Origin of the sequence: Collinsella sp. HCP3S3_E11 (genome assembly GCF_052067375.1) — a bacterium.
Lineage (GTDB): Bacteria > Actinomycetota > Coriobacteriia > Coriobacteriales > Coriobacteriaceae > Collinsella.
This window is the reverse complement of record NZ_JBQHQI010000019.1, coordinates 16063-38209: the sequence shown is the minus strand read 5'-3', so window position 1 is coordinate 38209 and position 22147 is coordinate 16063. Positions and strand designations below refer to the sequence as shown.

Sequence of the window (22147 nt, the reverse complement as noted above, 5' to 3'; positions counted from 1 at the left end):
CGGTGAGCCCGGCGCCGCGAAGCGCCCTGGCCCTCTCCACCATTCTCCTACTGTATGCCATGCGGACTCCGTTCCGGACCTCAACGGTCCAACTTTTTGTCCGCAGTCCCAGGTCCAAACTGGGATGCGCTTTCCGCTATTGAAGATATGAGGCTGCGAATCAGCTGCTCGGCCTATGCCTATGCCTGCTGCCAGGTGTCGACAAGCTCCTTGGCTGCGGCGTGGGGGTCGTCAGCGCTGCAGACGGCGCTCACCACAAAGAAGCCCTCGACGCCGGTGGCCTTGAGCTGCGGCAGATCGGCTTTTTTGACGCCGCCGCCGACCACGATGGGAACGGGGCTTGCCTCATGGAGCGCGGCCAGGTCCTCAAAGCTCTTGGTGATGATGGAGCCATCTGCCGCGCGTCCACAGTCGCGCTTGGTCTCGGTCTCGTGGAGCGGGCCGATGCCCAGGTAGTCGACTAGGCTCATGTCGGCGGTCTTGACGTACTCGAGCATTTCCTCGCAACGGGCCGAAAGGCCCACGATGGCATCGGGGCCCAGAAGCTTGCGGCAGACCTCGACGGGAATATCGCTCTGGCCCACATGCACGCCGTCGACGGAGATACCCTGTTCGCGTGCGGCGAGTACACAGTCCAGACGGTCGTCGATAAGCAGGGCGACCTTGCCGGTCTTGCCGGCGCGAGCGATAGCCTGCGCGGCGTCGCCCGTCAGCGCGATGATCTCGCGGGCACTTGCCACCTTGGAGCGCACCTGGATGCAGGTAAAGCCGGCATCGAGCGCCTGCGCTACCACATCGCCCACGGGACGTCCCAGCGTGTTTTCGGGGCCGAGTACCAGATAGGCCGAGATATCAAGGTTGTCGCGGATGCTCATCGTGCTTCCTCCTGCTTTTTGATCCGCGCTTCCATGCGCTCGAGTTTGCCGGTCATGGTGTCGGTAAAACCGGGTCGAATATCGGCTTTGAGCACGACTTCGGTGCGGATGCCCTTGCTTGCCAACACAAAGGTTGCGTCGCGTACGACCTGCATGACCTCGTCCCAGTCGCCCTCGATCTCGGTGAACATCGAGGTGGTGCGGTTGGGAAGGCCGCTCTCGCGAATGACGCGCACGACCTCGGCGACCTCGGCGGACAGCTCGTCGCCTGTGCCGCACGGGGCGATGGCTACGGCGACGAGCGTGTTCATGTCGGCAGCGGTTGCGGGTTCGGACATGGCTTATGCCTCCTCGAGCTCGAGGTGGTTATTCGCAATATCCTGAGCGGTCGCGCGGTAGAGTTCGTCGATAAAGGCGACCTTAAAGCTTGCCGGGGCATCAGCGACAGCGGCGGCACGCGTGCCGGCAACGTTGTAGACAGCGGTACCGCAGATGGCTGCCGTAAACGGATCGGCGGCGCAAGCGTACACGGCCAGGACGCCGCCCTGCGAGCAGCCACAGCCGGTAATCTTGGACATGAGCGGGCTGCCGCCGTGGGACTTGGCCACGGTCGTGCCGTCGGTAATCAAGTCGACTTCGCCCGAGACCACTACGGCGCCGCCGGTGTAGCGGGCGAGTGCCACGGCAGCGCCGCGGGCGGCGTCGACCGTATCGGTGGTATCGACACCGCGCACGCGGCTCAGGTCAGCCGCCTCGCCTTCAAGACCCCACAGGCCGGCGAGCGCGATGATCTCGGAGGCGTTGCCGCGCACGATGGCGGGCTTGTACTGCTTGAGCTCGTTTACCAACTGGGTGCGCAGGCTACCGATGCCCAGGCCCACCGGATCGAGCACCCAGGGCTTGCCGGCGTCGTGTGCCGCCTTGGCCGCACGGGGAATCGTCTGCTCGTAGATGGGGAAGAGCGTGCCCATGTTGAGATAGATGGCGCCGCCGCCGGCAACGAGCGCCTCGCCCTCGTCGGGCAGATAGACCATGGCGGCCGAACCGCCTACGGCGAGCTGCGCGTTGGCGACAAAGTCGATCGTCACCGTGTTGGTGATGGAGCCGGCCATCGGGTTGGTGGCGCGAATCTCCTCCACGGCCTTGACCACATTTTGTTTAAGCTGTTTCGAATCAATCACTGCACATGCCTCCTTGGCATAGAAAAGGGGCGCTGTGCATAGACAGCGCCCCTGTAAAGGCGGCATGCTCCCTACGCCAGCATTAACTGACAGGTTCAAAGGATTGGGCCCCATGCCCTCTCAGCCTTGTGGTTTGCACCGCCGGCACTCCCGCATCGAATCTGTTGTTCCCTATACTAGCGCACCTGCCAAAAAGGGACAGGTTTATTTTGGCAGGTGGCAACTGGGGCGTTGCATTTTCCCAGATAAAACCTGCCAAAATAAACCTGTCCCTTATTGGCAGGTCGCTACAATGGATACGGTGAAAATGACTGGGGGCCTTATGATTAAACTTGTGCTGACCGATATGGACGATACGTTGATTCCAGCCGGGCATGACGGCGCCAGCGACTACGCCGTCGAGGGTATTCATGCCATGCAGGCGGCGGGCCTGCACTTTGGCCCGGTTTCGGGCCGTCAGCCTTCCGCGATGGGCTGGATGTTTCGTAATCGTTCCGAGTGCTTCTCGACCGGTGCGTTCTGCAACGGCCAGGTCATGTTTGTCGACGGCGAGGTGATAGCCTCGCATGCGACCGATAACGCCGCCCTTATTCGCTTGGCTGACTACTTGGAGCAAGAGACCGATGATACCTATCTGAAGGTCTACAGCTTGGGTGATGACTTTTGGGACAATGACGCCTATTGCGTGACGAGCGACCCCGAGCGCGTGCGTCGCGCTATGGAGTCGGGCGGCAACGCGTGGCTCAAAGGCGAAGAGGCCCCGTGCCGTCCCGTTGTCGGTGACGCGCCGGTGTTCAAGGCGAATATCTGGAGTGCCCGTTCGCGTGAGGGGCTCGCGGAGCTACGCGAGCGCGTTGCCGCCGAGGTGCCGGAACTCTCGCTCGTGTTTCCCAACAGCCGCGTGCGCCTGTTTGACATCCTTCCGGCTGGTTGGGACAAGGGCTGTGCCACGCTGGAGCTGGCGCGTGCTTTGGGTCTGACGCCCGACGAGGTGGCGGTGTTCGGCGATTCCGATAACGATCTGCCCATGATTAATGCCGTTCCCAACTCCGTTGCAGTCGCCAATGCCAATGAGGCCGTCACGGCTGCCGCGCGTTGGCATATCGGCGCCGCGGCAGACGATGCGGTTGCCGGGGCTCTGCATCAGATTGCCGCCTGCGCCGCGACGGGGGAGATGCCGTCGTTTATGCGCCAGATGGACGCGACGGGTCTTGGCGTCACGAACGTCTAGGGAGAAAGTCATGAAGCTTCAGCAGCTCAGGTATGTTGTTAAGGTTGCCGAATGCGGCAGCATCACCGAGGCCTCGCGCCGGCTCTTTGTGTCGCAGCCTTCGATTACCGCCTCGATTCGCGATCTCGAAAACGAGATGGGTGTGCACATCTTTGAGCGCACCAACAAGGGCGTCATTGTGTCCGAGGAAGGCGAGACATTCTTGGGCTACGCGCGCCAGGTACTCGATCAGGCCGACCTGCTCGAGGGCAAGTACAAGGGCGCATCCGAGCAAGTGCCGCACTTTAGTGTGAGCTGTCAACATTATTCCTTTGCCGTTAATGCGTTTGTCGACGTGATCCGTGAGTTCGATGCCGCGCGCTACGACTTTACCCTGCGCGAGGAACAGACTCACGAGATCATCGAAGATGTCGCGCACATGAAGAGTGAACTGGGCATTCTGTACTTATCCGAACATAACCGCGAGGTTATCGAGCGCATGCTGGCGGCCAACGAGCTCGTATTCGAAGGACTCTTCTGCGCCACGCCGCACGTCTTTGTATGCGCCGACCATCCACTGGCGGACCACGCCAGCGTGACGCTCGATGACCTCGAGGAGTATCCGTTTTTGTCCTACGAGCAAGGCAGCTACAACTCGTTTTACTATTCCGAGGAACTGACCTCGACGTTTGAGCGCCGCAAGAATATCCGCGTGCGCGACCGTGCGACCTTGTTCAACCTAGCCATGGGTCTCAACGGCTACACGGTGTGTTCGGGCGTGATTAGCCACGAGCTTAATGGCCCCGGTATTATCTCGATTCCGCTCGATGTGGATGAATACATGGAGATTGGCATTATCACGCGCAAGAATACGACGCTCACGCGCTATGGACAGGCTTATGTCGAGGCCATCCGGAGGCATATCTAACCGGTAGCGTTTGATGTTGCTGTCTTGGGCTGTCGAAATGGCTATAGGAAAACTATATGGCAAACATATATAAACGCATATTTTACGATAACCAGGAGTGCGCTCATACTCTTTCTCGCCAAAGCAGTCCATGCAAAAGGAGATTCCTATGAGCAATTCCACCCAGCTCAAAGCGCCGTTTCGCGCCGATATCGTCGGCAGTTTTCTTCGTCCGCAGGCCGTAAAGGACGCCCGCGCCGCCTATGCGGCAGGCGCGCTTGATGCCGAGGGACTTAAGGCAGTCGAGGACGAGGCCATTCGCGATTTGGTGGCAAAGCAAAAGGCCGCCGGCCTGCAGGTCATCACCGATGGCGAGTTCCGCCGCAGCTACTGGCACCTCGATTTTATGTGGGGTCTCAACGGCATCGAGCGCCGCACCTCGCGTACGGGCTATATGTTCCACGATGAGGAGACTACCGCCGACACCGCCGTGGTGACCGGGCCTATTAGCGGCGAGAACCATCCGTTCGTCGAGCACTTCAAGTTTGTCAAGGCGCTTGAGGGCGAGGGCCAGGTTGCGCGGCAAACCATCCCGGCGCCGATCCAGACGTTCTCCGAAGTCACGCTCGACCGCTGCGATGGCCAGCAGGAGAGCCTGCGCGCCGTCTACAAGACCGACGAAGAGCTCGCCGATGCCATCGCCGCAGCATACCGCACCGTGATTGCCGATCTGTATGCCGCGGGTTGCCGCAACATCCAATTTGATGACTGCACCTGGGGCATCTATTGCGATACTGACTTTGTGTCCAAGACCGGCATGAGCCCGGTTGACCTGCAAAAGGTGAGCGAGCTGGGCGTGGCGCTCAACAATGCCGCCATCGCGGGCAAGCCTGACGACTTGGTGATCAATACGCATGTATGCCGTGGCAACTACCACTCTACTTATGCCTTTGAGGGCGGCTATGATCCCATCGCCCCGTACCTGTTTGCGCATGAGGACGTTGACGCGTTCTATCTGGAGTTCGACACTCCGCGCGCCGGTGGTTTTGAGCCGCTCAAGTACGTTGCGCCCGGTAAGAAGGTCGTGTTGGGTCTGGTGACCACCAAGGCAGCCGAGCTCGAGGACGAGGACGCGACCGTCGAGCGTATTCATGAGGCGGCAAAGTACGTGCCGCTTGAGAATCTGTATCTGTCTCCGCAGTGTGGCTTTGCCAGCTGCGAGATTGGCAACAAGCTGACCGAAGGCGAGCAGTGGGCAAAGATCGCGCTGGTCAAGCGTATTGCCGAGCGTGTTTGGAAATAGCGGTACCGTTTGCAAGTGACGGCGCGTGCGAGACATGGCGTATCGCGTACAATGGTTCGGACCGTATCGTTCGGGCAGGTTATCCGCTATGCCCGAGCGCCCTTCCATTCGAAAGGACATCCATGTCCCAGTCCTCGACGCCCGCCGTCACCGATGCCATCTACGACGCTTCGTCGCTCGGCCGCCCGCGCATGTTCCTGCTCCGTCTGCAGCACCTGTTTGCCATGTTTGGTGCCACGGTGCTGGTGCCCGTGCTCACCGGCCTTTCGGTATCGGCAACGCTTTTGTTTGCCGGCTTGGGCACGCTGCTATTCCACTTCCTGTCACGCGGTAAGGTCCCCGCATTTTTGGGCTCATCGTTTGCCTTTATTGCCGGCTATGCCGCAATCGCGCCCAACGGCGAGGCCGAGCTATTGCCCTACGCTTGCCTGGGCGTTGCCTGCGCCGGTTTGCTCTACCCGGTGCTTGCGGCGCTCTTCCGCGCGTTTGGCGCCAAGCGCGTCATGCGCTTCTTCCCGCCGGTGGTGACTGGCCCCATTGTCATTTCGATCGGTCTGATCCTGGCGAGTTCCGCTATTGCCAACTGCCAGACTAACTGGCTCGTTGCCGTGGTTGCCGTCGCCGTAATCGTCATCTGCAATATTTGGGGTCGCGGCATGGTCAAGATCGTGCCGATTTTACTGGGCGTCGTGGTGAGCTATGCCGTTGCGGCTGCGCTGGGCGAGGTCGATTTCTCCGGCGTCGCAGCCGCTCCCTGGCTTGGCTTGCCCGTCGTGTGGGACAACACGGAGTTTGCACTCTTTGGGCCGCAGTTCGATAGCGGCCTTGCCACGACGGCCGTCATCACCATCATGCCGCTGGCCTTTGCAACCATGATTGAGCATATCGGCGATATATCCGCTATTGGCTCCACCTGCGAGCGCAACTACATCGCCGATCCCGGCCTGCATCGCACGCTGCTCGGTGATGGTCTCGCCACGATTCTGGCTTCGCTCTTTGGCGCTCCGGCCAACACCACGTATGGCGAGAACACCGGCGTGCTCGCCCTGACGCGCGTGTTTGACCCGCGCGTGATTCGCATTGCCGCGTGCTGCGCCATCGTGCTTTCGTTCTGCCCCAAGTTCGCTGCCGTGATCGCCGCCATGCCGGCATGCGTTATCGGCGGCGTGTCGCTCGTGCTCTATGGCATGATCAGCGCCGTGGGCGTCCGTAACCTCATCGAGAACCAGGTCGATTTCCAGAACAACCGCAACGTGCTGGTGGCCGCTCTGGTGCTCGTGCTTTCACTCGGCATTGCCTACAGCGCCGCCGGTGCCATCGTGCTGGAGCTGGGCGGCGTGACGATTTCGCTTTCGGGCCTTGCCGTGGGCTCGCTGGTGGGCATCGTGCTCAACGCGATTCTGCCCGGCAACGACTTTGAGTTCGCCGTTTCTGAACTCGAGGAGACTGTCGAGTAGTAGTTGTGTTCAGCTAAATCAAAAAAATGGCGCCCGTGCGTACGCGTGGGCGCCATTTTTAATGCGTCAGTATCCAGTGTATGCCGCGGGCCATGCGCACATCGGTTTGGGCAAAGTGGTTACCGGGGTTGAGCTCGAAGGTCGCGGGGATGCCTCGGCCGCCGAGTAGTTTCTCCATTGCGCGCGTGTCGTCGAGTACGTGCCGCATCATGCGGTTGGGCGTCTTGGTCTCCTTTTTGCCGAGTGATAGATAGACGGCGTTGGGCGCGGCTGACATCGTGTGCCCGTGTGCGTAATCGAGAAATCCGGGAAACCATAGGGACCCCGATGCGCTTGCGGCGCGGTCAAAGGCATCGGTCTGCCAGAGCGACCAAAGCGAAAAGAGGCCCGCCAATGAGTAACCGGCAATGCCGCGCCAGGTAGGCGGGCAGGGAAGTGATGGCTCGACCTCTGGGATTATCCGATTCAGCAGTTCATCGAGAAACTCGGACGCCTGTCCACCAAAGGGCTCGGCATCGCGCACGGTTCCGTCGCATTCCCAAGGACTCAGCTCGCGATTCCAATCGAGTTCGCCAATGGCGACCAGGGTGAATGGCGGGCAATCAAGCTCAAGACAACGGCTATAGACCTCGGTGCCGTCACCCATGACCGCGGGAAGGTAAATGACGGGCGCGCTTTCGACATGCTTTGAATGAATGGTTATCTGCTTTTGACGCGCTTCCATGACAAGCTTCTCTCTGCATTTCGACATCTACAAATACGATTGTCGCACGTCGGCGTAGGGACCGTCGCTAAAAGAAAGACGCAGAGCCGCTTGATGCGACTCTGCGCCTTGAGGTTTTGCTTTGGCAGCTTTGCCCTTACGCTACAAAGAAGTAGACGAGGAAGGCGAGTGATGCGATCCACATGAGCGGCTTGATCTTGGAGGCCTCGCCCTTAAAGAGCGCGACGACCACGTAGGCGATAAAGCCCAGACCGATGCCGGCAGAGATGGAGTAGGTAAAGGGCACGCCGGCGACAATCATGAACGCTGGGAAACCCTGCGACACGTCGGACCAGTCGATCTCGGAGGCCTCGCTCATCATGAGGTAGCCGACGTAGACCAGAGCACCGCAGGTGGCGGCGCTGGAAACGATGGTGACGATGGGGGAGAAGAACGCGGCGAGAAGGAACAGCACGCCGGTGGTGACGGAGGTGAGGCCCGTGCGGCCACCGTCGGCAGCGCCAGAGGTGGACTCGACGAAGGTGGTGATGGAGGAGACGCCCATAAAACCGCCCACAGCAGCGGCGGCGGAGTCGACGATCAGGATCTCCTTGATATTCTCGACGTTGCCGTCGTCGGTGAGGAACTCGCCCTGCTTGGCCACGGCCATCGCGGTGCCCATGGTGTCGAAGAAGTCACTCATGAGCAGCGAGAACGAGATGACGAGGAGCGTGGGGTCGGTAAGGACCTTGACGATGGCGAGCACGCCGCCGGCGTCGGCGATGGGGCCACCGATGCTCGAGAAGTCGAGCGGCGCGATGATACCGGTCGGAGCATGGGTCACACCTAGGGGGATACCGGCGATAACGGCGACGATGATGCCGATGAGCAGCGAGCCCGGCACGTTGCGGGAAGCAAGGGCAACCGTCACGACGATGGAGATGATGCCGACGATAAAGGTGGGGGAGGTGATGTCGCCCAGGCCGACGAGCGTACCGGCGCCAGCGGTGATGATGCCGGCGTCGCACAGGCCGATCATGGCGATAAACAGGCCCAGACCCACCGAGATGGCGTGGCGCAGGACAACCGGGATGGCATCCATGATGGCCTCGCGCAGGCCACAAAGCACGAGCAGCAAGATGACGACGCCCTCAAGGAAGATGACGCTCATGGCCACGTGCCAGTCACCGCCGCAGACGGTGGTGGTGATTCCAGCGATCATCGCGTTGACGCCTAAGCCCGACGCACAGGCGAGCGGGCGGTTGGCGAAGATGCCCATGCAGATGGTCATGATGCCGGCGCCCAGACAGGTGGCGCAGGCGAGCGCTCCCGCATCGATGCCAGCGCCCGAGAGCACCGCAGGGTTGACGGCGATGATGTAGGCCATCGCCAGGAATGTTGTCAGTCCAGCGCGAAGTTCGGTCCCGATTGTGGACTTGCGCTCGCTGACGTGAAAAAGTTCGTCCATGCATACCCTTTCCTTGTTCGGCCCCGAGTTTAGGCCGATTGACACGAACTTACCTACTATATCGCCTTTGGAAGGTCGATGCTTCTCGCATGTTGAAGTTCGGCGCTTTGTAACAGGCGGACGGTATTTTTCGCATGAAAATGTGTAGGTACCGTATACTTAAGCAGTTACATTGAACTCTTTGGAGGAACGTATGATTAAAGAGCTCTGCCGCGACGAGGCCATCCTGTCCCAGCGTTGCGAGGTTGCGACTGTCGAGGACGAGTCGGTCGCACAGGACCTGATCGACACCATCAAGTCGCTCGAGGACGCCGGCTGCCTTGCCGCCAACCAGATTGGCGTCACCAAGAAGGTCTGCGTCTATCTGGACGACGCCGGCGAGCCCCACGTGCTCTACAACCCCCGTCTGGTGTTTGGCCTGGGCGCCAGCAAGATGGAGGAGAGCTGCCTGACGCACGACGAAATCACCAAGTCTACGCGCTATATCAAGTGCAAGGTTGCCTTTGACCAGATCGTCGACGGCAAGATGAAGGAGTGCCGCCGCGACTACACGGGCTTTGAGGCACAGATGATCCAGCATATGATCGATCACTGTCTTGGAAAGTTGGTCTAAGGGGACCAAAGTACCGCACCTTGCCGCTCAATCGTCGCTCGCGTACCTTAAGTACGCTTCGCTCCTCTTTCGTGGCAATCTGCGGTATTTTGACTCCTTAGACGACCTGCGAGGTTGACTTGGTTGAGTTTATCTTGCTTGTGTGGTCCGGGCGTGACGTTATTGTCATGTCCGGGCTTTTGTGTTTAGCGCCTATTTGTTTGGTAACAATGAGCTTAACAAGGACGTATGGCTAGGAGGCGCCATGTGCACGAGCATTCGATTTACCGATAATTCCGGCAACATGTATCTGGGTCGCAACCTCGACTGGAGCTTTAGCTACGGCCAACAGGTTCGCGTGATGCCCCGCGGGTTCCATATCCCGTATTCGTTTATCGACGATGCGTCGGCGGCACACGCGGTAATCGGCATGTGCATCGATTACAAGAACTATCCTATGTTTTTCGACTGTGGTAACGATGCGGGTCTGGCTGTGGCAGGGCTCAACTTTCCCGGTTATGCCGAGTATGCCGAGGACCCGGTTGATGGCAAGACCAATATCGCGGCCTATGAGTTTCCCCTGTGGGTGGCAGCGACGTTCTCGACGGTCGACGAGGTCGAGGCTGCGCTGCGCGACACGGTGATTGTTGCCAAATCTGCCGGAGAGGGGCTGGGTGTGTCGCTGCTCCATTGGATTATCGGCGACAGCCGGCGCAGCATCGTGGTCGAGATGATGGCTGACGGTCTGCATGTATACGACGATCCGGTCGACACCCTTGCCAATCAGCCGACCTTCCCGTGGCACATGGAAAACCTGCGCACCTATATCACCGCCACAAGCGATTTTCCTCAGACGGCGACATGGCGTGGCGCCGAGCTCAAGCCCTATGGCGCGGGTGCCGGCATGCGCGGTATTCCGGGTGACTGCTATTCGCCGAGCCGTTTTGTAAAGGCGGCATACCTCAATGCCAATTACCCGCAAAAAGACAGCGAGGCCGAGAACGTCATTCGCATGTTCCGCTCGCTCGAGGGGGTGGCGATGATCGAGGGTGCGTCCAAGATGGGTGACGGCAAGTTCGAGAAGACTATCTACACCGGATGCTTTAGCGCGCGCACGGGCAATTACTATTACTCAACGTATGAGGATCCGTCGATTCGCTACGTGAGCCTGATGGATGCCGAGGGCGCGAGCCCCGATAGGCTCGTGGTTCCCGAGCCGCGTCGTTCGTAGCCGGCGGTTTTACTGCAATGCAAAGCGGCCCTGCGCCTCCTGTGAGGCGCAGGGCCGCTGTCGTCGACGCGCGACGTCGTTAGAAGTTGGCATCGTTGAGTTGTTCGCTCTCGAGGCCGTCGAGCTGTTGCTGTTTGGGCGTATCGGTGACGCTCCCGAGCAGCTCGGTGGGGTCGACGTTCATGTCCCTACCGGCTTCGTTGCCGTTGCCAAGCTCGTCCGAGAAGATACCGACATCCATTTCCTCGGCTTCCTCGATCTGAACCTCGAGCTGGAGTTATTGGCGAGCAGCGCCGCGCCGCCGATCATGGCAGGTAGGATCAGCCACGGCGCCACTTTGCGCACCAGGCTAAACAGGGCGAAGATGCCGCCCTCGTTGTGGTTGTCGGCCTTCATGGCGATTACCACGTACTTGACCGTGCTGGTCTTGGAGGTTTGCCTCCAGTTTGGCGTGCGCCACGTGGACTCCCTTGGACATCCGGTTATCTGTCTTGGACAGATAACTTTTATGCCGTCTTTATACATACAAGAGTTGTTTGGCACATCGGGTAATATTAGACAATAATCCCCAGCTGAGGATTATTTATGTACGCAGGTAGCATTTCAAAACAGGGGCGCATCCGCTGTATGGCTTTGCTGCAATGTAATAACCGCGGACGCGCCCCTGCTTTGAAACTGAAGAGGGAACTTTTAGACGCGTGCTGCCTGAGCGATACCGGTCTTGGCGCCTGAGCGTTTACCGGCGAGTTCGCAAAAGATCGCGCCGCCGATGATAAGCACGGCGCCCATCAGGCGGACCGGTGTTATGACTTCGCCCAAAAGGGCGGACGAGAACACGACGGCCGAAAGCGGCTCGAGGTAGCCGACGACGGCGACGGTCTGCACGGGCAGTTTGGCGACGGCGCTAAAGTAGAGCAGACAACCGATGCCGGTGTTGACGACGCCGAGCATAGCGACGGCGCGCCAATCGATGGTTGCGGCGATGCTGGCGGACAGGAATGAGGGGGTGCCTTGGGTGACGAGTGTAAGGACCAGCGCGGTCACAAAGGCGGCGCTCACCTGGAGCGCGGAGTTCTCGAGGCCTTCGATGTGCGGCGCGCCCTTGCTGGCGATGACCATCAATGCATAACAGAAGGCCGAGGCGATTCCGCAGACGATGCCCGCAATGGGCATATTGCCGCCTAGACCTTGCGCTGCAATGAGAAAAGCGCCGCAGGCGACTGCGATAAACCCGGCGATTTTGCCACCGGTTAGTTTTTCGCCAAAGATAAACGGCGAGAGGGCCATGACGATGATGGGGCCGCAGTAGTACAGCAGCGAAGAAACGCCGACGCCGATCGTCTGATAAGCGCGGAACAGAAAAATCCAGCTGGCGCCCAGCGCGGCTCCCGAGAGGAGGAGGGCTGCGGCTTCGCGGGGGCGAGAAGGCGCCTGCAGCTTATGGCGCTGGGTAATGGCGAGGATGGCGACAAGCGAAAGGGCTCCCAGAAAAGTGCGCAGCAGCACGATATCGGAGCTCGGGAGTGCGATGGCCGCAGCGATGATGCCGTTGGAGCCAAACAACAACAATGCTGCTAAATACGTAATCAATCCGTTGTTCATGCGCTGCCGTCCCCTCTATATCTGTGCATGCTCACTATGGGTGAACTGGCTTTAGAAGAAAAGCGAATATAATGCATGGAAAACATGACAAAAACTCATGCAAGGGTGGAGGCATGTCGTGGAAACGAATATTCAAAAGATGCAGGTGCTGCTGGAGACCGTGCGCGCTGGAAGCTTTACGCGTGCTGCCGAGCGCCTGAGCTACTCGCAATCGGGCGTGAGCCGCATGGTGGCCGATCTTGAGGCCGATTGGGGCTTTAAGGTACTCGACCGCAGTCGTGAAGGTGTTGCTCTTTCTGCCGACGGGCGGCAGGTCATGCCGGCTGTCGAGGCGCTCTGCGAGGAATTCGTTCGCTTGCAGCGACGGGTGGATGAGATGCGCGGGCTCATGCGCGGCAAAATCTGCATCGGTACGTTTTCGAGCGTGGCGACCCACGTGCTGCCGCCGGTGATTGCGCGTTTTCGTGCTGATCATCCAGACGTCGATTACGAGTTGCTGATGGGCGACTATTCAGAGATTGAACAATGGGTGGCAGAGGGTCGCTGCGATCTGGGCTTTATCCCTCGTGAGCCCCGAGAAAACGGCATGACATCGCTGCCTTTGGTGCGTGACGAGTTAATGGCGGTAGTGCCGTCAGGCTCGTTGTTTGCCACGGCGGAGGTCGTCTCTCTTGCCGACTTGGCCAACGAGCAGTTTATTCTGCTAGAACGCGGCACCGATGACGAGATTACGCCGCTGTTTCGTCGGGCGGGACTGGCAGTGCACTCAAAACTGTCGACCTGGGATGACTATGCGATTATGGCTATGGTCGAGGACGGCCTGGGTGTGAGCATTCTTCCCGCGCTCATCATGCGCCGCTGTCAGTTCGATGTTGCCGTGCGTCCGCTCGAAGGGCATCCCCATCGGCAGATCAACGCCATATATCGAACGGCCGATGTTTCGCTTGCCGCCGCCCGTTTTCTCGAATACCTCTAAATGGGCGCACGTCGTTACCGCCTTGGGATAAATCTTGAGGTTTGGGTCATGTTATTTTTGAAATTGAACTTTTAGAAATAGCACGGCGCTATACTGCTTGCTAAATTGAACTTTGGTTCAATTCGTGTTCTATAAATTGAACTTTGCCAGCAAGGAGGTTCCTGTGACCCAAGAGACGTTTAGCGATCGTCTGCGACAGGCTATGTCCGATCGCGACGTTCGCCAGTCGGACGTAATCCGCGCATCGGAGATGCTCGGCAAAAAACTCGGCAAGAGTCAGATGAGCCAATATGTGAGCGGCAAGACGATTCCGCGGCGCGATGTGGCAGAGCTACTCGCCCGCATTTTGGAGGTCGATGTTACCTGGCTGCTCGCCGGTGACGCCGATCAAGGCGAGACATCATCGACCCACAACGTTTCCAAGCCCGAACCCCATCCCTCAGATCAAATTGCAAGGAGCACCACCATGCGTACTTTTTCTAAATCCACCAAACTCGAGAACGTTCTGTATGACGTGCGCGGCCCCGTTGTCGACGAGGCAGCCCGTATGGAGGACGAAGGCGAGTGCATCCTCAAGCTCAACATCGGTAATCCGGCGCCCTTTGGTTTCCGCACGCCCGATGAGGTCATTAAGGACATGCGCCAGCAGCTGCCCGACTGCGAAGGCTATTCCAACTCGCGCGGTCTGTTCTCTGCGCGCAAGGCGATCATGCAGTATTCGCAGATCAAGGGCCTGCCCAATGTTCAGATGGAACATATCTACACGGGCAACGGCGTGTCCGAGCTCATTCAGCTTTCGATGAACGCGCTGCTCGACAATGGCGACGAGATTCTGATTCCCAGCCCCGATTATCCGCTGTGGACGGCGTGCGCAACTCTTGCCGGTGGACATCCCGTGCACTATCTGTGTGATGAGCAGGCCGATTGGTATCCCGATCTGCAGGATATGGAGTCCAAGATCACGAGCGCGACCAAGGCCCTCGTCATCATCAACCCCAACAACCCCACGGGCTCGGTCTATCCGCGCGAGGTGCTCGAGGGCATCGTTGAGATCGCGCGCAGGCACCAGCTCATGATTTTTGCCGACGAGATCTATGACCGCCTGTGCATGGACGGCTACGAGCACGTCTCCATTGCATCGCTCGCCCCCGACCTGCCCTGCATTACGTTTAGCGGCCTGTCCAAGTCGCATATGATCGCGGGCTATCGCATTGGCTGGATGGTGCTTTCGGGCAACCAGCGCTGCATGAGCGACTTCATCATGGGCATCAACATGCTCTCCAACATGCGCCTGTGCTCCAACGTGCCGGCCCAGTCGATCGTCCAGACGGCGCTTGGCGGCCATCAGTCGGTTAACGACTACATCCGCCCCGGCGGTCGTGTCTATGAGCAGCGCAACTTTGTGTATGAGGCGCTCAGCAAGATCGACGGCATCTCGGTGGTCAAGCCGCGTGCGGCGTTTTATATCTTCCCCAAGATGGATGTTAAAAAGTTCAACATCACCGATGACGAGCAGTTTGCCCTCGACCTGCTGCACGAGAAGAAGATCCTCATCACGCGTGGCGGCGGCTTCAACTGGGCTGAGCCCGACCACTTCCGCATCGTGTACCTGCCGCGCATGGAAGTGCTCAAAGAGTCGCTCGAAGACCTCGCCGATTTCTTTGATCACTACCGCCAAGCGTAGGGGATTAGGTATCTGCCGCCGCAAGAATCGAGGCGTCGCAGGATAGACATACGACAGCGAGCGAGCCGCATTTACGCCAAGGTGACGTGAAATGAGAGGGCGCTGACCTTCTGGTCGCGCCCTCGAAATTGAACGTCAGATTGGCGTGAATGCGACTCGCGCAGCGTCAAGTGGTCCGCCGTTCGGTAGAACGGCGGAACTTATATAAATGCGGCTCGCTCGCTGTCGTGTGCTCAGCCTGCGTCGTTACCATGATCCAAAGGGGACGGAGGAAAACAGATCATTTTCCTTGACTCGCGGAACTATATAACGACGCCGTTGCAGTGGTCGATTTCGTGCTGGATGATCTCGGCGGTGTAGCCCGAGAAGTTTTTGATGCGGTGGACGAAGTTCTCGTCCAAATACTCCACCTTAATGCGACGATAGCGGGTGCAGGGACGCTCGCCGATCAGCGAGAGGCATCCTTCGCTGGTCTGATAGGCATTGACCTGCTCAAGAATTTGAGGGTTGTACATCAGGAGCGTCCTGTTGCCGTCCTTTACGCAGATGATGCGTTTGCGCACGCCGATCATGTTGGCGGCGAGCCCCACGCACTCGTGCTCATGCTCGTGGAGCGTATCCAGGAGGTCCTGCCCGATCACGGCATCGTCGGGCCCTGCGTCTTCGGAAGGCAGGCGCAAAAAGAACTCGGATTTCATGATGGGCTTAATCATGGCGGGCTCCTTAAGGTGGACACGTTTGGTTCAGGCCATGATACCGCGACATGTCGCATTAATGTGTGCATATAGATTCTGCAGCTAGATTGGATGGCGACACCATAAACTAAGGGACGTTTTGCCGAGAGGCATGAATGTTTAAAGCGCAAAGAGTGCGCGACGGGCCCCGCGAATGGGGCGATGATGCCCGAGAGGGCCAAGAAGGAGTCTCATGTCCGAGAACGAAAAGATCATGAACGAGACCGAGAACGAGACCATGGCATCCGAGGTCGAGGCAGTCGAGACCGTGGAGACCGAAGCTACCGAGGTTGAGGCTGCTGACGAGGTTTCCGCCGAGGAGGAGGCCGAGGTTGTCGAGGCCGCCGTTGATTACGATGACGAAGAGCTGATGGACAAGATGCAGAAGGCCGCCCGCCTGCTGCGTAGCCGTCGCTTTGCTATTTCCAAGGAGGAGGAGGCCAAGGCCGAGCGTATGGCGAACATCGAGCGCGCCATCAAGCTCCTTGACCTCAAGCCCAAGATGGAGCAGAAGGAAATGTCCGATCTGCTGGGCATGCGCCTTCGTGAGCTCGATGGCCTGATGGCCGAGGCCGAGGCTGCCGATCTGGTCGGCCGCATCGACAACGCCGAGGGCGATATGCGCAAGATCGTCGTCTTCGCTGCCGAGGATGCCGCTGAGGGCCTGGTCGAGCTTGCCAACAAGAAGGAGAAGCTCCTGCCCGAGCTTTCTTACGAGGAGGCCACCGAGCTGATGGCCGCGCTCGATAAGGTTATCGCTCCGCTCGTCGCCATGGGTCTGGACGAGGATCGCGGCCCTCGCGGCGGCCGTGACGACCGTGGTGGCCGTGGCGGCGATCGTGGCGGTCGCGGCGGCTTTGGCGACCGCGGTGGCCGTGGCGGCGACCGTGGTGGTCGCGGTGGCCGTGGCGGCTTTGGTGACCGTGGCGGCGATCGTGGCGGTCGCGGCGGCTTTGGCGGCAACCGTGGTGGCTATGGCGACCGCGGTGGCAACCGTGGCGGCTTCGGCGGCAACCGTGGCGGCGACCGCGGCGGTCGAGGCGGCGACCGTGGCGGCCGCAACGGCGGTGGCTTCCGCGGCAACCGTTTTTAGTTACGGCGTTTTACCAAACGCCGTAACGGGCCGACGCTGCAAGCCCGCCAGAGCGGCAATCTGCCTTTCAACTTCGGCGGCATGACCAAAAGGTCAATGCCGCCTCGTTTCAAGGCACCTTGCTCGCGTGTACGGGTTTTCGCTGTCGTTGCCAAAACATCGGCGTTGCCTTGATCCAAACCTGCCAAAAAGGGACAGGTTTATTTTGGTCGGTATTATCTGGGCAAACGTGGCCGTCTATCGCAATGTAGTCGTTGAGAACGTCCCCAACGACTACATAGCATGAGAGTGGATAATCTCCCGGTTTGAGCCTGCATCCAAGCTCAAAGTGGGGGATTTCCACTCTCATTTGCTATGCGTCCGAAAATCCACGTTCGTTTGTTTTCTGCCTACATTTGGAGGAAGAGCTCGTGGAGGCGGGTGTCGTCGTCGAGCTCGGGGTGGAAGGTAACGCCGAGCTGATTGTCTTGACGGGCGGCGACGATGCGGCCATCGACTTTCGCTAAGGCCTCGGCATTGCCGTGCACCTCGACGATGCGGGGTGCGCGGATAAACGTTAACGGCACTTCACCGTCGATACCGCCTACCTGCCCCTTGGTGCGAAAACTGCCGAGCTGCCTGCCATAGGCATTGCGCTCAACGAGTATATCCATGGTTGCCAAGCGCGGTGTCCCCTTGTCATCGTGGGCGGCAAGGTCGCGCGCCAACAGAATCAGACCGGCACAAGTTCCCAGTACAGGCATGCCTTCAACAATGCGGGTACGAAGATCCTCGAGCATATCGAGTTCGGCAAGTAGCTTGCCCTGAACGGTGGACTCGCCGCCGGGAAGTACCAGACGGTCAAAGTTCTGCTGCAAATCGGCCGCCTGCCTCAGCTCAATACAGTGTGCGCCCAGCTCGGATAGTCTTGCTTCGTGCTCGGCAAAAGCGCCTTGGACCGCCAGCACGGCGACCGTTTGGTCTGCATAATCGCTCATGGGCGATCCTTTCTGCCGGACTAGCGCCCGCGCTCCTCCATGATAATCTCGATCTCGTCGGCGTTGATGCCCACCATGGCCTCGCCCAGGTCCTCCGAAAGCTCGGCGATGAGTTTGGCATCGGTGAAGTTTGCCACGGCCTTGACGATGGCGGCGGCGCGCTTGGCCGGGTTGCCGCTCTTAAAAATGCCCGATCCCACAAAGACGCCCTCGGCGCCCAGCTGCATCATCAGCGCGGCGTCGGCGGGAGTCGCTACGCCGCCAGCGGCAAAGTTCACGACGGGAAGCTTGCCCGTGGCGTGGACCTCGCGCACCAGCTCGACCGGAACCTGCAGTTGCTTGGCTGCCTCAAAGAGCTCGTCATCGCGCAGGGCAACAACATCGCGGATCTGCTTTTGGATCTTGCGCATGTGACGCACGGCCTGGACGACATCGCCCGTACCCGGCTCACCCTTGGTGCGAATCATCGTGGCGCCCTCGGCAACACGGCGCAGCGCCTCGCCCAGATCGCGGGCGCCGCAGACAAACGGCACGTCAAACTGGGTCTTGTCGATGTGATAGACGTCGTCGGCAGGGGAGAGAACCTCGGACTCGTCGATGTAATCGATCTCGATGGCCTGCAGGACCTGCGCCTCGACAATATGGCCGATGCGGCACTTGGCCATAACGGGGATGGAGACGGCCTCTTGGATGCCCTTGATCATCTTGGGGTCGCTCATGCGTGAGACGCCGCCTGCGGCGCGGATGTCGGCCGGGATGCGCTCGAGTGCCATGACGGCGCAGGCGCCCGCCTCTTCGGCGATGCGTGCCTGCTCGGGCGTGGTGACGTCCATGATGACGCCGCCCTTGAGCATCTGCGCGAGCTCGCGATTGAGTTTGACGCGATCTGCCTTGCTGGTCTGTTCTGCCATGGTTGCTCCCTTGGTTGGCATGTGCATTGCTTGACGGAACATCCTATCGGGGAGCTGGGTATGGCGAAATACTCAGTTTTAGAGATAATAATAAGGCCAGACTAATACCAGATTGAATGACTCAATAAGGTCAGGTGACAAACTCATGCTTGACTACAATTTGGAAAAACGCGGCGACGCATCGCTCTATGAGTATATTTACCAGCAAATTCGAGATGATATCGTTGCTGGACGCATTGCGGCGGGGGAGCATCTTCCGTCTAAGCGCGCCTTTGCCAATCATCTGGGAATCAGTGTCATTACCATCGAGAATGCATATAGCCAGTTACTTGCCGAGGGCTATATTTGCTCAATGCCGCGTCGTGGCTACTACGCTTGCGAGCTTCCGGATGCACCGGTTTTGGCTTCGGCTGCAGAGGGCATCGACCGGGATGCCGTCTCTGCGGGTTCCGGCGCGCATGATGTCAACGGACAGGTCGAGCGATTCGATGCACTTTCTCCTTCTGCTTTGGAGGCGGCGCGGCTTTGGCAAAGCGCGCTGCGGGCGACGCTGGCATCCGAAGACGAGCGCGAAATCTTTTCGACCGCACCGGCACAGGGCACCACTCGGCTACGACGCGCAATTGCCCACCATCTGCGCGGGACAAGGGGCATGAATGTCGACCCCAACAACGTTGTTATCGGCGCAGGCGCCCAGCTGCTCGATACCATGTTGGTTCAGTTGCTTGGCGCCGACAAGGTGTATGCCGTTGAGGACCCGGGCTATTTGCGCCTAACGCGCATCTATCAGGCTATGGGTTGCAAAGTTCGACATATCCCGTTGGATGATGAGGGCGTAGACTTGAGCGCTCTGCAGAAAACGGGGACCGATGTCCTTCACCTGATGCCGTCCCATCAGTATCCGACCGGCCTTGTGACGAGCATTGCGCGTCGCTATGCGCTGCTGAGCTGGGCCGCCGAGCGACCAGGTCGATATCTCATCGAAGATGACTTTGATTGCGAGTTTCGTCTGGCCGGCAAGCCGATTCCCGCGCTTGCTTCGATTGATGCCGCTCAATCGGTCATCTACACCAACACGTTTTCAAAGAGCCTTTCATCGGCGTTGCGTCTAGCGTACATGGTGTTGCCCGATAAGCTGATGAAGCGGTTTAGGTGCAACCTTGGTTTCTACGCCTCGTCGGTGAGCTCTGTCGACCAGGTCGCTTTGGCTCGTTTGCTGGAATCGGGTGATTACGAGCGACATGTGAACCGCGTGCGCGTTCGTGCTCGTGAGGCGCGTGATGGCCTGGCGGCGCTTGTACGGAATGCGTTTCCAGCAGGAGAGGTTTCGATCGAGCATGCAGACGCAGGCCTTTACTGCACCGTGGTTGCGGAGCGGGGAACGGGCGGAAGCTCTTTTGCGCAGGCCCTCACGCGCTCGAGCATCCCTTTTATCGATATCAGTAACTGTTATTGGTGTGCCGATGGCGCATCTGTCCCAGAAAACTCAACTCAAATTCTTGTCCAGTATGACGACCTGAGTCCGGAGGTGCTTAATACCCTGGAATCGCAGCTAATGGGGCACTCTGTAACCTAAGTGAGTAGACTTTTGGCACTTTGGCGACCAGACAGTTTTGTAACAAGCTATCTACCTGTGGTTTTGAGAAGTGGGATCATCGGTCTGCTCGGGATGTTCCAAAAAGTCTACTCACTTGCCGCGCAAAGCTTCCGCATGAGAAAAAAAGTGGGGTTTCCAACAGGGCTTCGTCCAGTTCTCGGTAAGCTTTTGGCCAGTTGGGGAGGGCTGTTGAAAACTTTGCAGTTCGTTCGGCGCCATTTTTGGTGCGTTCGCTCCAATGAGAGACCGACTGGGTTGAAATTCGTGCTTTCCTGTGCCTATGAAGGATCTACTTTGTGACATATCGGCTTTTAGGTACTGGCGTTTGCCCCCTCAAGTCCGCGCTTTGTGTCCTCCGCTTCCGCGGCCGGATGAAGACCGGCAGCGATATGACCTCGTCCGCAACCCGACGGCTGCGGTCGCGCTCGGTTTTCCGTTGTATACATTGGTTCGGACGAGAAACAAACGGACTTGCCCTGCCAACATTAGGCAGCGGCTGTTTCTTGGTGAACCCCCCAGGGAATCCGTGCTGGAAACGGAGCATGGATTTTTGGTCACGTCTCTTCTACTGACGGCATTTATCATGTCTCGACATCTGACGGATCTCCAACTTCTTCTGGTATTGGCGGAGATGTGCGGCTTGTTTGCGGTATGCGCTCTGCCGGCGGCACTTGAGGTGGAGCTTTCGCGTGCAATTGATTCGGGTACGATTTCGACAACGTTGGGTTGGGTGCGCTGCCCGTCCGAGGGCGGCGGCGCCTCAAATTTGTGGCGTCGCGACGCTTTGGTTTTGGATGGGGACCTTGACCGTTTTTGTTCAGATGTTTGCGGGATGCGTTACGGCAATCGATTTATGGCGGTGTCGCAACTCGTTCCATTGGGTGCCGCTTCGCCTTTTGAGGTCGAGGCGTATTTGTTGCTTGGACTGCCGCGAGCCCTGGGAGGCGAAGGGTTTTGCGGCATAGAGCTCAATGTCAAAGTGATGCTAAGCACAAGTGCTCGAGCGATTGTAGGAAAGACCCGCGTATATATCGATCTACTTCTTTCCTCGCCGGACGGGAGGCGACAGGTGGCCATTGAATGTCAGGGAAAGGCCTCGCACGGGCGCGCGGGGGATGGCTTGCGTGACGCTGACCGCATGACGGCGCTTCAAGCCATGGGCTACGACGTGCTTCTCCTGACACACGGACAGATATCCGATGAGGATAGATTCCGTGCGATCGTTAAGGCCGTATGCAGGATGCTCGATGTTGAATATCGCGATAAAAGCTCGGATGAGCAAAGGGTTGAGGCATTACTCCGGTCTGAACTATTCGTTGACTGGACAAAATTGGGAGCACTCGACGGAAAGATGTCCATTGGACACAAAACAGCTCGATCGTGGACAGCGCGGATCTAAGTGAGTAGACTTTTGGCGTGATGGCGACCAGGCCATTTTGCAACAAGTCATTTACCTGCGGCTTTATAGAGCAATATGGATGGTCTGCTCGGCAAGTTCCAAAAAGTCTACTCACTTAGTTTTTGACGAGAAGTCGATGCCGAAAGTGGCCCTATTTCAGGGCGTTAACGAGCTCATGAGACACGAAAAAAGGCCCGAACCATGCGGTTCGGGCCCTTTAAAGTTAGAGATTATCTCTCAGGCGGTT

The 22147-nt window shown here is 58.8% G+C and carries 21 protein-coding genes, 1 pseudogene and 1 riboswitch; of the genes and pseudogenes, 11 read left to right on the top strand and 11 right to left on the bottom strand.

Going from position 1 to position 22147, the window contains the following annotated elements:
* Nucleotides 1-179: 179 nt before the first annotated feature.
* The 3 genes from ACTM86_RS08655 to thiM are packed head-to-tail and all read right to left on the bottom strand — an operon-like array spanning nt 180 to nt 2056.
* Nucleotides 180-875 carry a thiamine phosphate synthase gene (locus tag ACTM86_RS08655; RefSeq protein ID WP_441017197.1) on the bottom strand — a complete coding sequence of 232 codons (696 nt, stop codon included), beginning with the start codon at nt 873-875 and terminating at the stop codon, nt 180-182.
* The gene (locus ACTM86_RS08650) at nt 872-1213 is read right to left on the bottom strand and encodes a thiamine-binding protein (protein ID WP_441017194.1); all 342 of its coding nucleotides are present in this window, start codon (nt 1211-1213) and stop codon (nt 872-874) included. Before ACTM86_RS08650 ends, ACTM86_RS08655 begins: the two co-directional genes overlap by 4 nt.
* Before the next feature lie 3 nt (nt 1214-1216).
* Nucleotides 1217-2056, bottom strand: a complete 840-nt coding sequence (gene thiM, locus ACTM86_RS08645) for a hydroxyethylthiazole kinase (RefSeq protein WP_370450622.1) — start codon at nt 2054-2056, stop codon at nt 1217-1219.
* Nucleotides 2057-2107: 51 nt separating this feature from the next.
* A riboswitch (TPP riboswitch) is annotated at nt 2108-2218 on the bottom strand.
* A 160-nt stretch (nt 2219-2378) separates the two neighbouring features.
* Here thiM and ACTM86_RS08640 point away from each other — a divergent pair.
* From ACTM86_RS08640 to ACTM86_RS08625, 4 genes are all read left to right on the top strand, one after another.
* On the top strand, nt 2379-3287 hold the full coding sequence (locus ACTM86_RS08640) for an HAD-IIB family hydrolase (RefSeq protein ID WP_441017191.1): 909 nt from the start codon (nt 2379-2381) through the stop codon (nt 3285-3287).
* Between the two features lie 10 nt (nt 3288-3297).
* Nucleotides 3298-4194, top strand: a complete 897-nt coding sequence (locus tag ACTM86_RS08635) for a LysR family transcriptional regulator (RefSeq protein ID WP_441017188.1) — start codon at nt 3298-3300, stop codon at nt 4192-4194.
* A gap of 148 nt (nt 4195-4342) precedes the next feature.
* The gene (locus ACTM86_RS08630) at nt 4343-5476 is read left to right on the top strand and encodes a 5-methyltetrahydropteroyltriglutamate--homocysteine S-methyltransferase (RefSeq protein WP_441017185.1); all 1134 of its coding nucleotides are present in this window, start codon (nt 4343-4345) and stop codon (nt 5474-5476) included.
* A gap of 122 nt (nt 5477-5598) precedes the next feature.
* Entirely contained in the window at nt 5599-6933 is a 1335-nt protein-coding gene (locus ACTM86_RS08625) for a uracil-xanthine permease family protein (RefSeq protein WP_441017182.1), read from the top strand.
* Nucleotides 6934-6991: 58 nt separating this feature from the next.
* Here the strand turns inward: ACTM86_RS08625 and ACTM86_RS08620 are convergent, their stop codons facing one another.
* The gene (locus ACTM86_RS08620) at nt 6992-7657 is read right to left on the bottom strand and encodes an alpha/beta hydrolase (RefSeq protein ID WP_441017179.1); all 666 of its coding nucleotides are present in this window, start codon (nt 7655-7657) and stop codon (nt 6992-6994) included.
* A gap of 136 nt (nt 7658-7793) precedes the next feature.
* A complete protein-coding gene (locus ACTM86_RS08615) occupies nt 7794-9104 on the bottom strand; it encodes an NCS2 family permease (RefSeq protein ID WP_441017176.1) in 1311 nt (436 codons plus the stop codon).
* 193 nt (nt 9105-9297) lie between these two features.
* On the opposite strand from ACTM86_RS08615, the gene ACTM86_RS08610 reads away from it, so the two are divergent.
* Together ACTM86_RS08610 and bsh are read left to right on the top strand one after the other, a co-directional pair.
* On the top strand, nt 9298-9717 hold the full coding sequence (locus ACTM86_RS08610; protein WP_154517060.1) for a peptide deformylase: 420 nt from the start codon (nt 9298-9300) through the stop codon (nt 9715-9717).
* A 244-nt stretch (nt 9718-9961) separates the two neighbouring features.
* The gene (bsh, locus tag ACTM86_RS08605; protein WP_427719772.1) at nt 9962-10927 is read left to right on the top strand and encodes a choloylglycine hydrolase; all 966 of its coding nucleotides are present in this window, start codon (nt 9962-9964) and stop codon (nt 10925-10927) included.
* Nucleotides 10928-11006: 79 nt separating this feature from the next.
* Here bsh and ACTM86_RS08600 read toward each other — a convergent pair whose 3' ends face one another.
* The 3 genes and pseudogenes from ACTM86_RS08600 to ACTM86_RS08590 form a co-directional block, all read right to left on the bottom strand.
* On the bottom strand, nt 11007-11168 hold the full coding sequence (locus ACTM86_RS08600) for a hypothetical protein (protein ID WP_441017203.1): 162 nt from the start codon (nt 11166-11168) through the stop codon (nt 11007-11009).
* Between the two features lie 38 nt (nt 11169-11206).
* Nucleotides 11207-11350, bottom strand: a pseudogene (locus ACTM86_RS08595) (KUP/HAK/KT family potassium transporter); the annotation flags it as partial.
* 267 nt (nt 11351-11617) lie between these two features.
* Nucleotides 11618-12529: a DMT family transporter gene (locus ACTM86_RS08590; protein WP_427747886.1), complete on the bottom strand. Its 912-nt coding sequence runs from the start codon at nt 12527-12529 to the stop codon at nt 11618-11620.
* 118 nt (nt 12530-12647) lie between these two features.
* Here ACTM86_RS08590 and ACTM86_RS08585 point away from each other — a divergent pair, with 118 nt between their 5' ends.
* Nucleotides 12648-13505 (top strand): LysR family transcriptional regulator, encoded by an 858-nt coding sequence (locus ACTM86_RS08585; protein WP_370450624.1) that lies wholly within the window; start codon nt 12648-12650, stop codon nt 13503-13505.
* Nucleotides 13506-13707: 202 nt separating this feature from the next.
* Nucleotides 13708-15189, top strand: coding sequence for an aminotransferase class I/II-fold pyridoxal phosphate-dependent enzyme (locus tag ACTM86_RS08580; protein WP_441017200.1), 1482 nt, complete (start codon nt 13708-13710; stop codon nt 15187-15189).
* Between the two features lie 302 nt (nt 15190-15491).
* Here ACTM86_RS08580 and ACTM86_RS08575 read toward each other — a convergent pair whose 3' ends face one another.
* Nucleotides 15492-15902 carry a peptide deformylase gene (locus ACTM86_RS08575; RefSeq protein WP_154517072.1) on the bottom strand — a complete coding sequence of 137 codons (411 nt, stop codon included), beginning with the start codon at nt 15900-15902 and terminating at the stop codon, nt 15492-15494.
* 214 nt (nt 15903-16116) lie between these two features.
* On the opposite strand from ACTM86_RS08575, the gene ACTM86_RS08570 reads away from it, so the two are divergent.
* Entirely contained in the window at nt 16117-17016 is a 900-nt protein-coding gene (locus ACTM86_RS08570; RefSeq protein ID WP_441017173.1) for a hypothetical protein, read from the top strand.
* Between the two features lie 389 nt (nt 17017-17405).
* Here the strand turns inward: ACTM86_RS08570 and pdxT are convergent, their stop codons facing one another.
* Nucleotides 17406-17993: a pyridoxal 5'-phosphate synthase glutaminase subunit PdxT gene (pdxT, locus tag ACTM86_RS08565; RefSeq protein WP_441017170.1), complete on the bottom strand. Its 588-nt coding sequence runs from the start codon at nt 17991-17993 to the stop codon at nt 17406-17408.
* A gap of 20 nt (nt 17994-18013) precedes the next feature.
* Nucleotides 18014-18904: a pyridoxal 5'-phosphate synthase lyase subunit PdxS gene (gene pdxS / locus ACTM86_RS08560; RefSeq protein ID WP_154517081.1), complete on the bottom strand. Its 891-nt coding sequence runs from the start codon at nt 18902-18904 to the stop codon at nt 18014-18016.
* Between the two features lie 145 nt (nt 18905-19049).
* Between pdxS and pdxR the strand changes: the two genes are divergently transcribed.
* Both pdxR and ACTM86_RS08550 read left to right on the top strand, forming a co-directional pair.
* On the top strand, nt 19050-20480 hold the full coding sequence (gene pdxR / locus ACTM86_RS08555) for a MocR-like pyridoxine biosynthesis transcription factor PdxR (RefSeq protein WP_441017167.1): 1431 nt from the start codon (nt 19050-19052) through the stop codon (nt 20478-20480).
* A 547-nt stretch (nt 20481-21027) separates the two neighbouring features.
* Nucleotides 21028-21900 carry a hypothetical protein gene (locus ACTM86_RS08550; RefSeq protein WP_441017164.1) on the top strand — a complete coding sequence of 291 codons (873 nt, stop codon included), beginning with the start codon at nt 21028-21030 and terminating at the stop codon, nt 21898-21900.
* Nucleotides 21901-22147 lie beyond the last annotated feature (247 nt).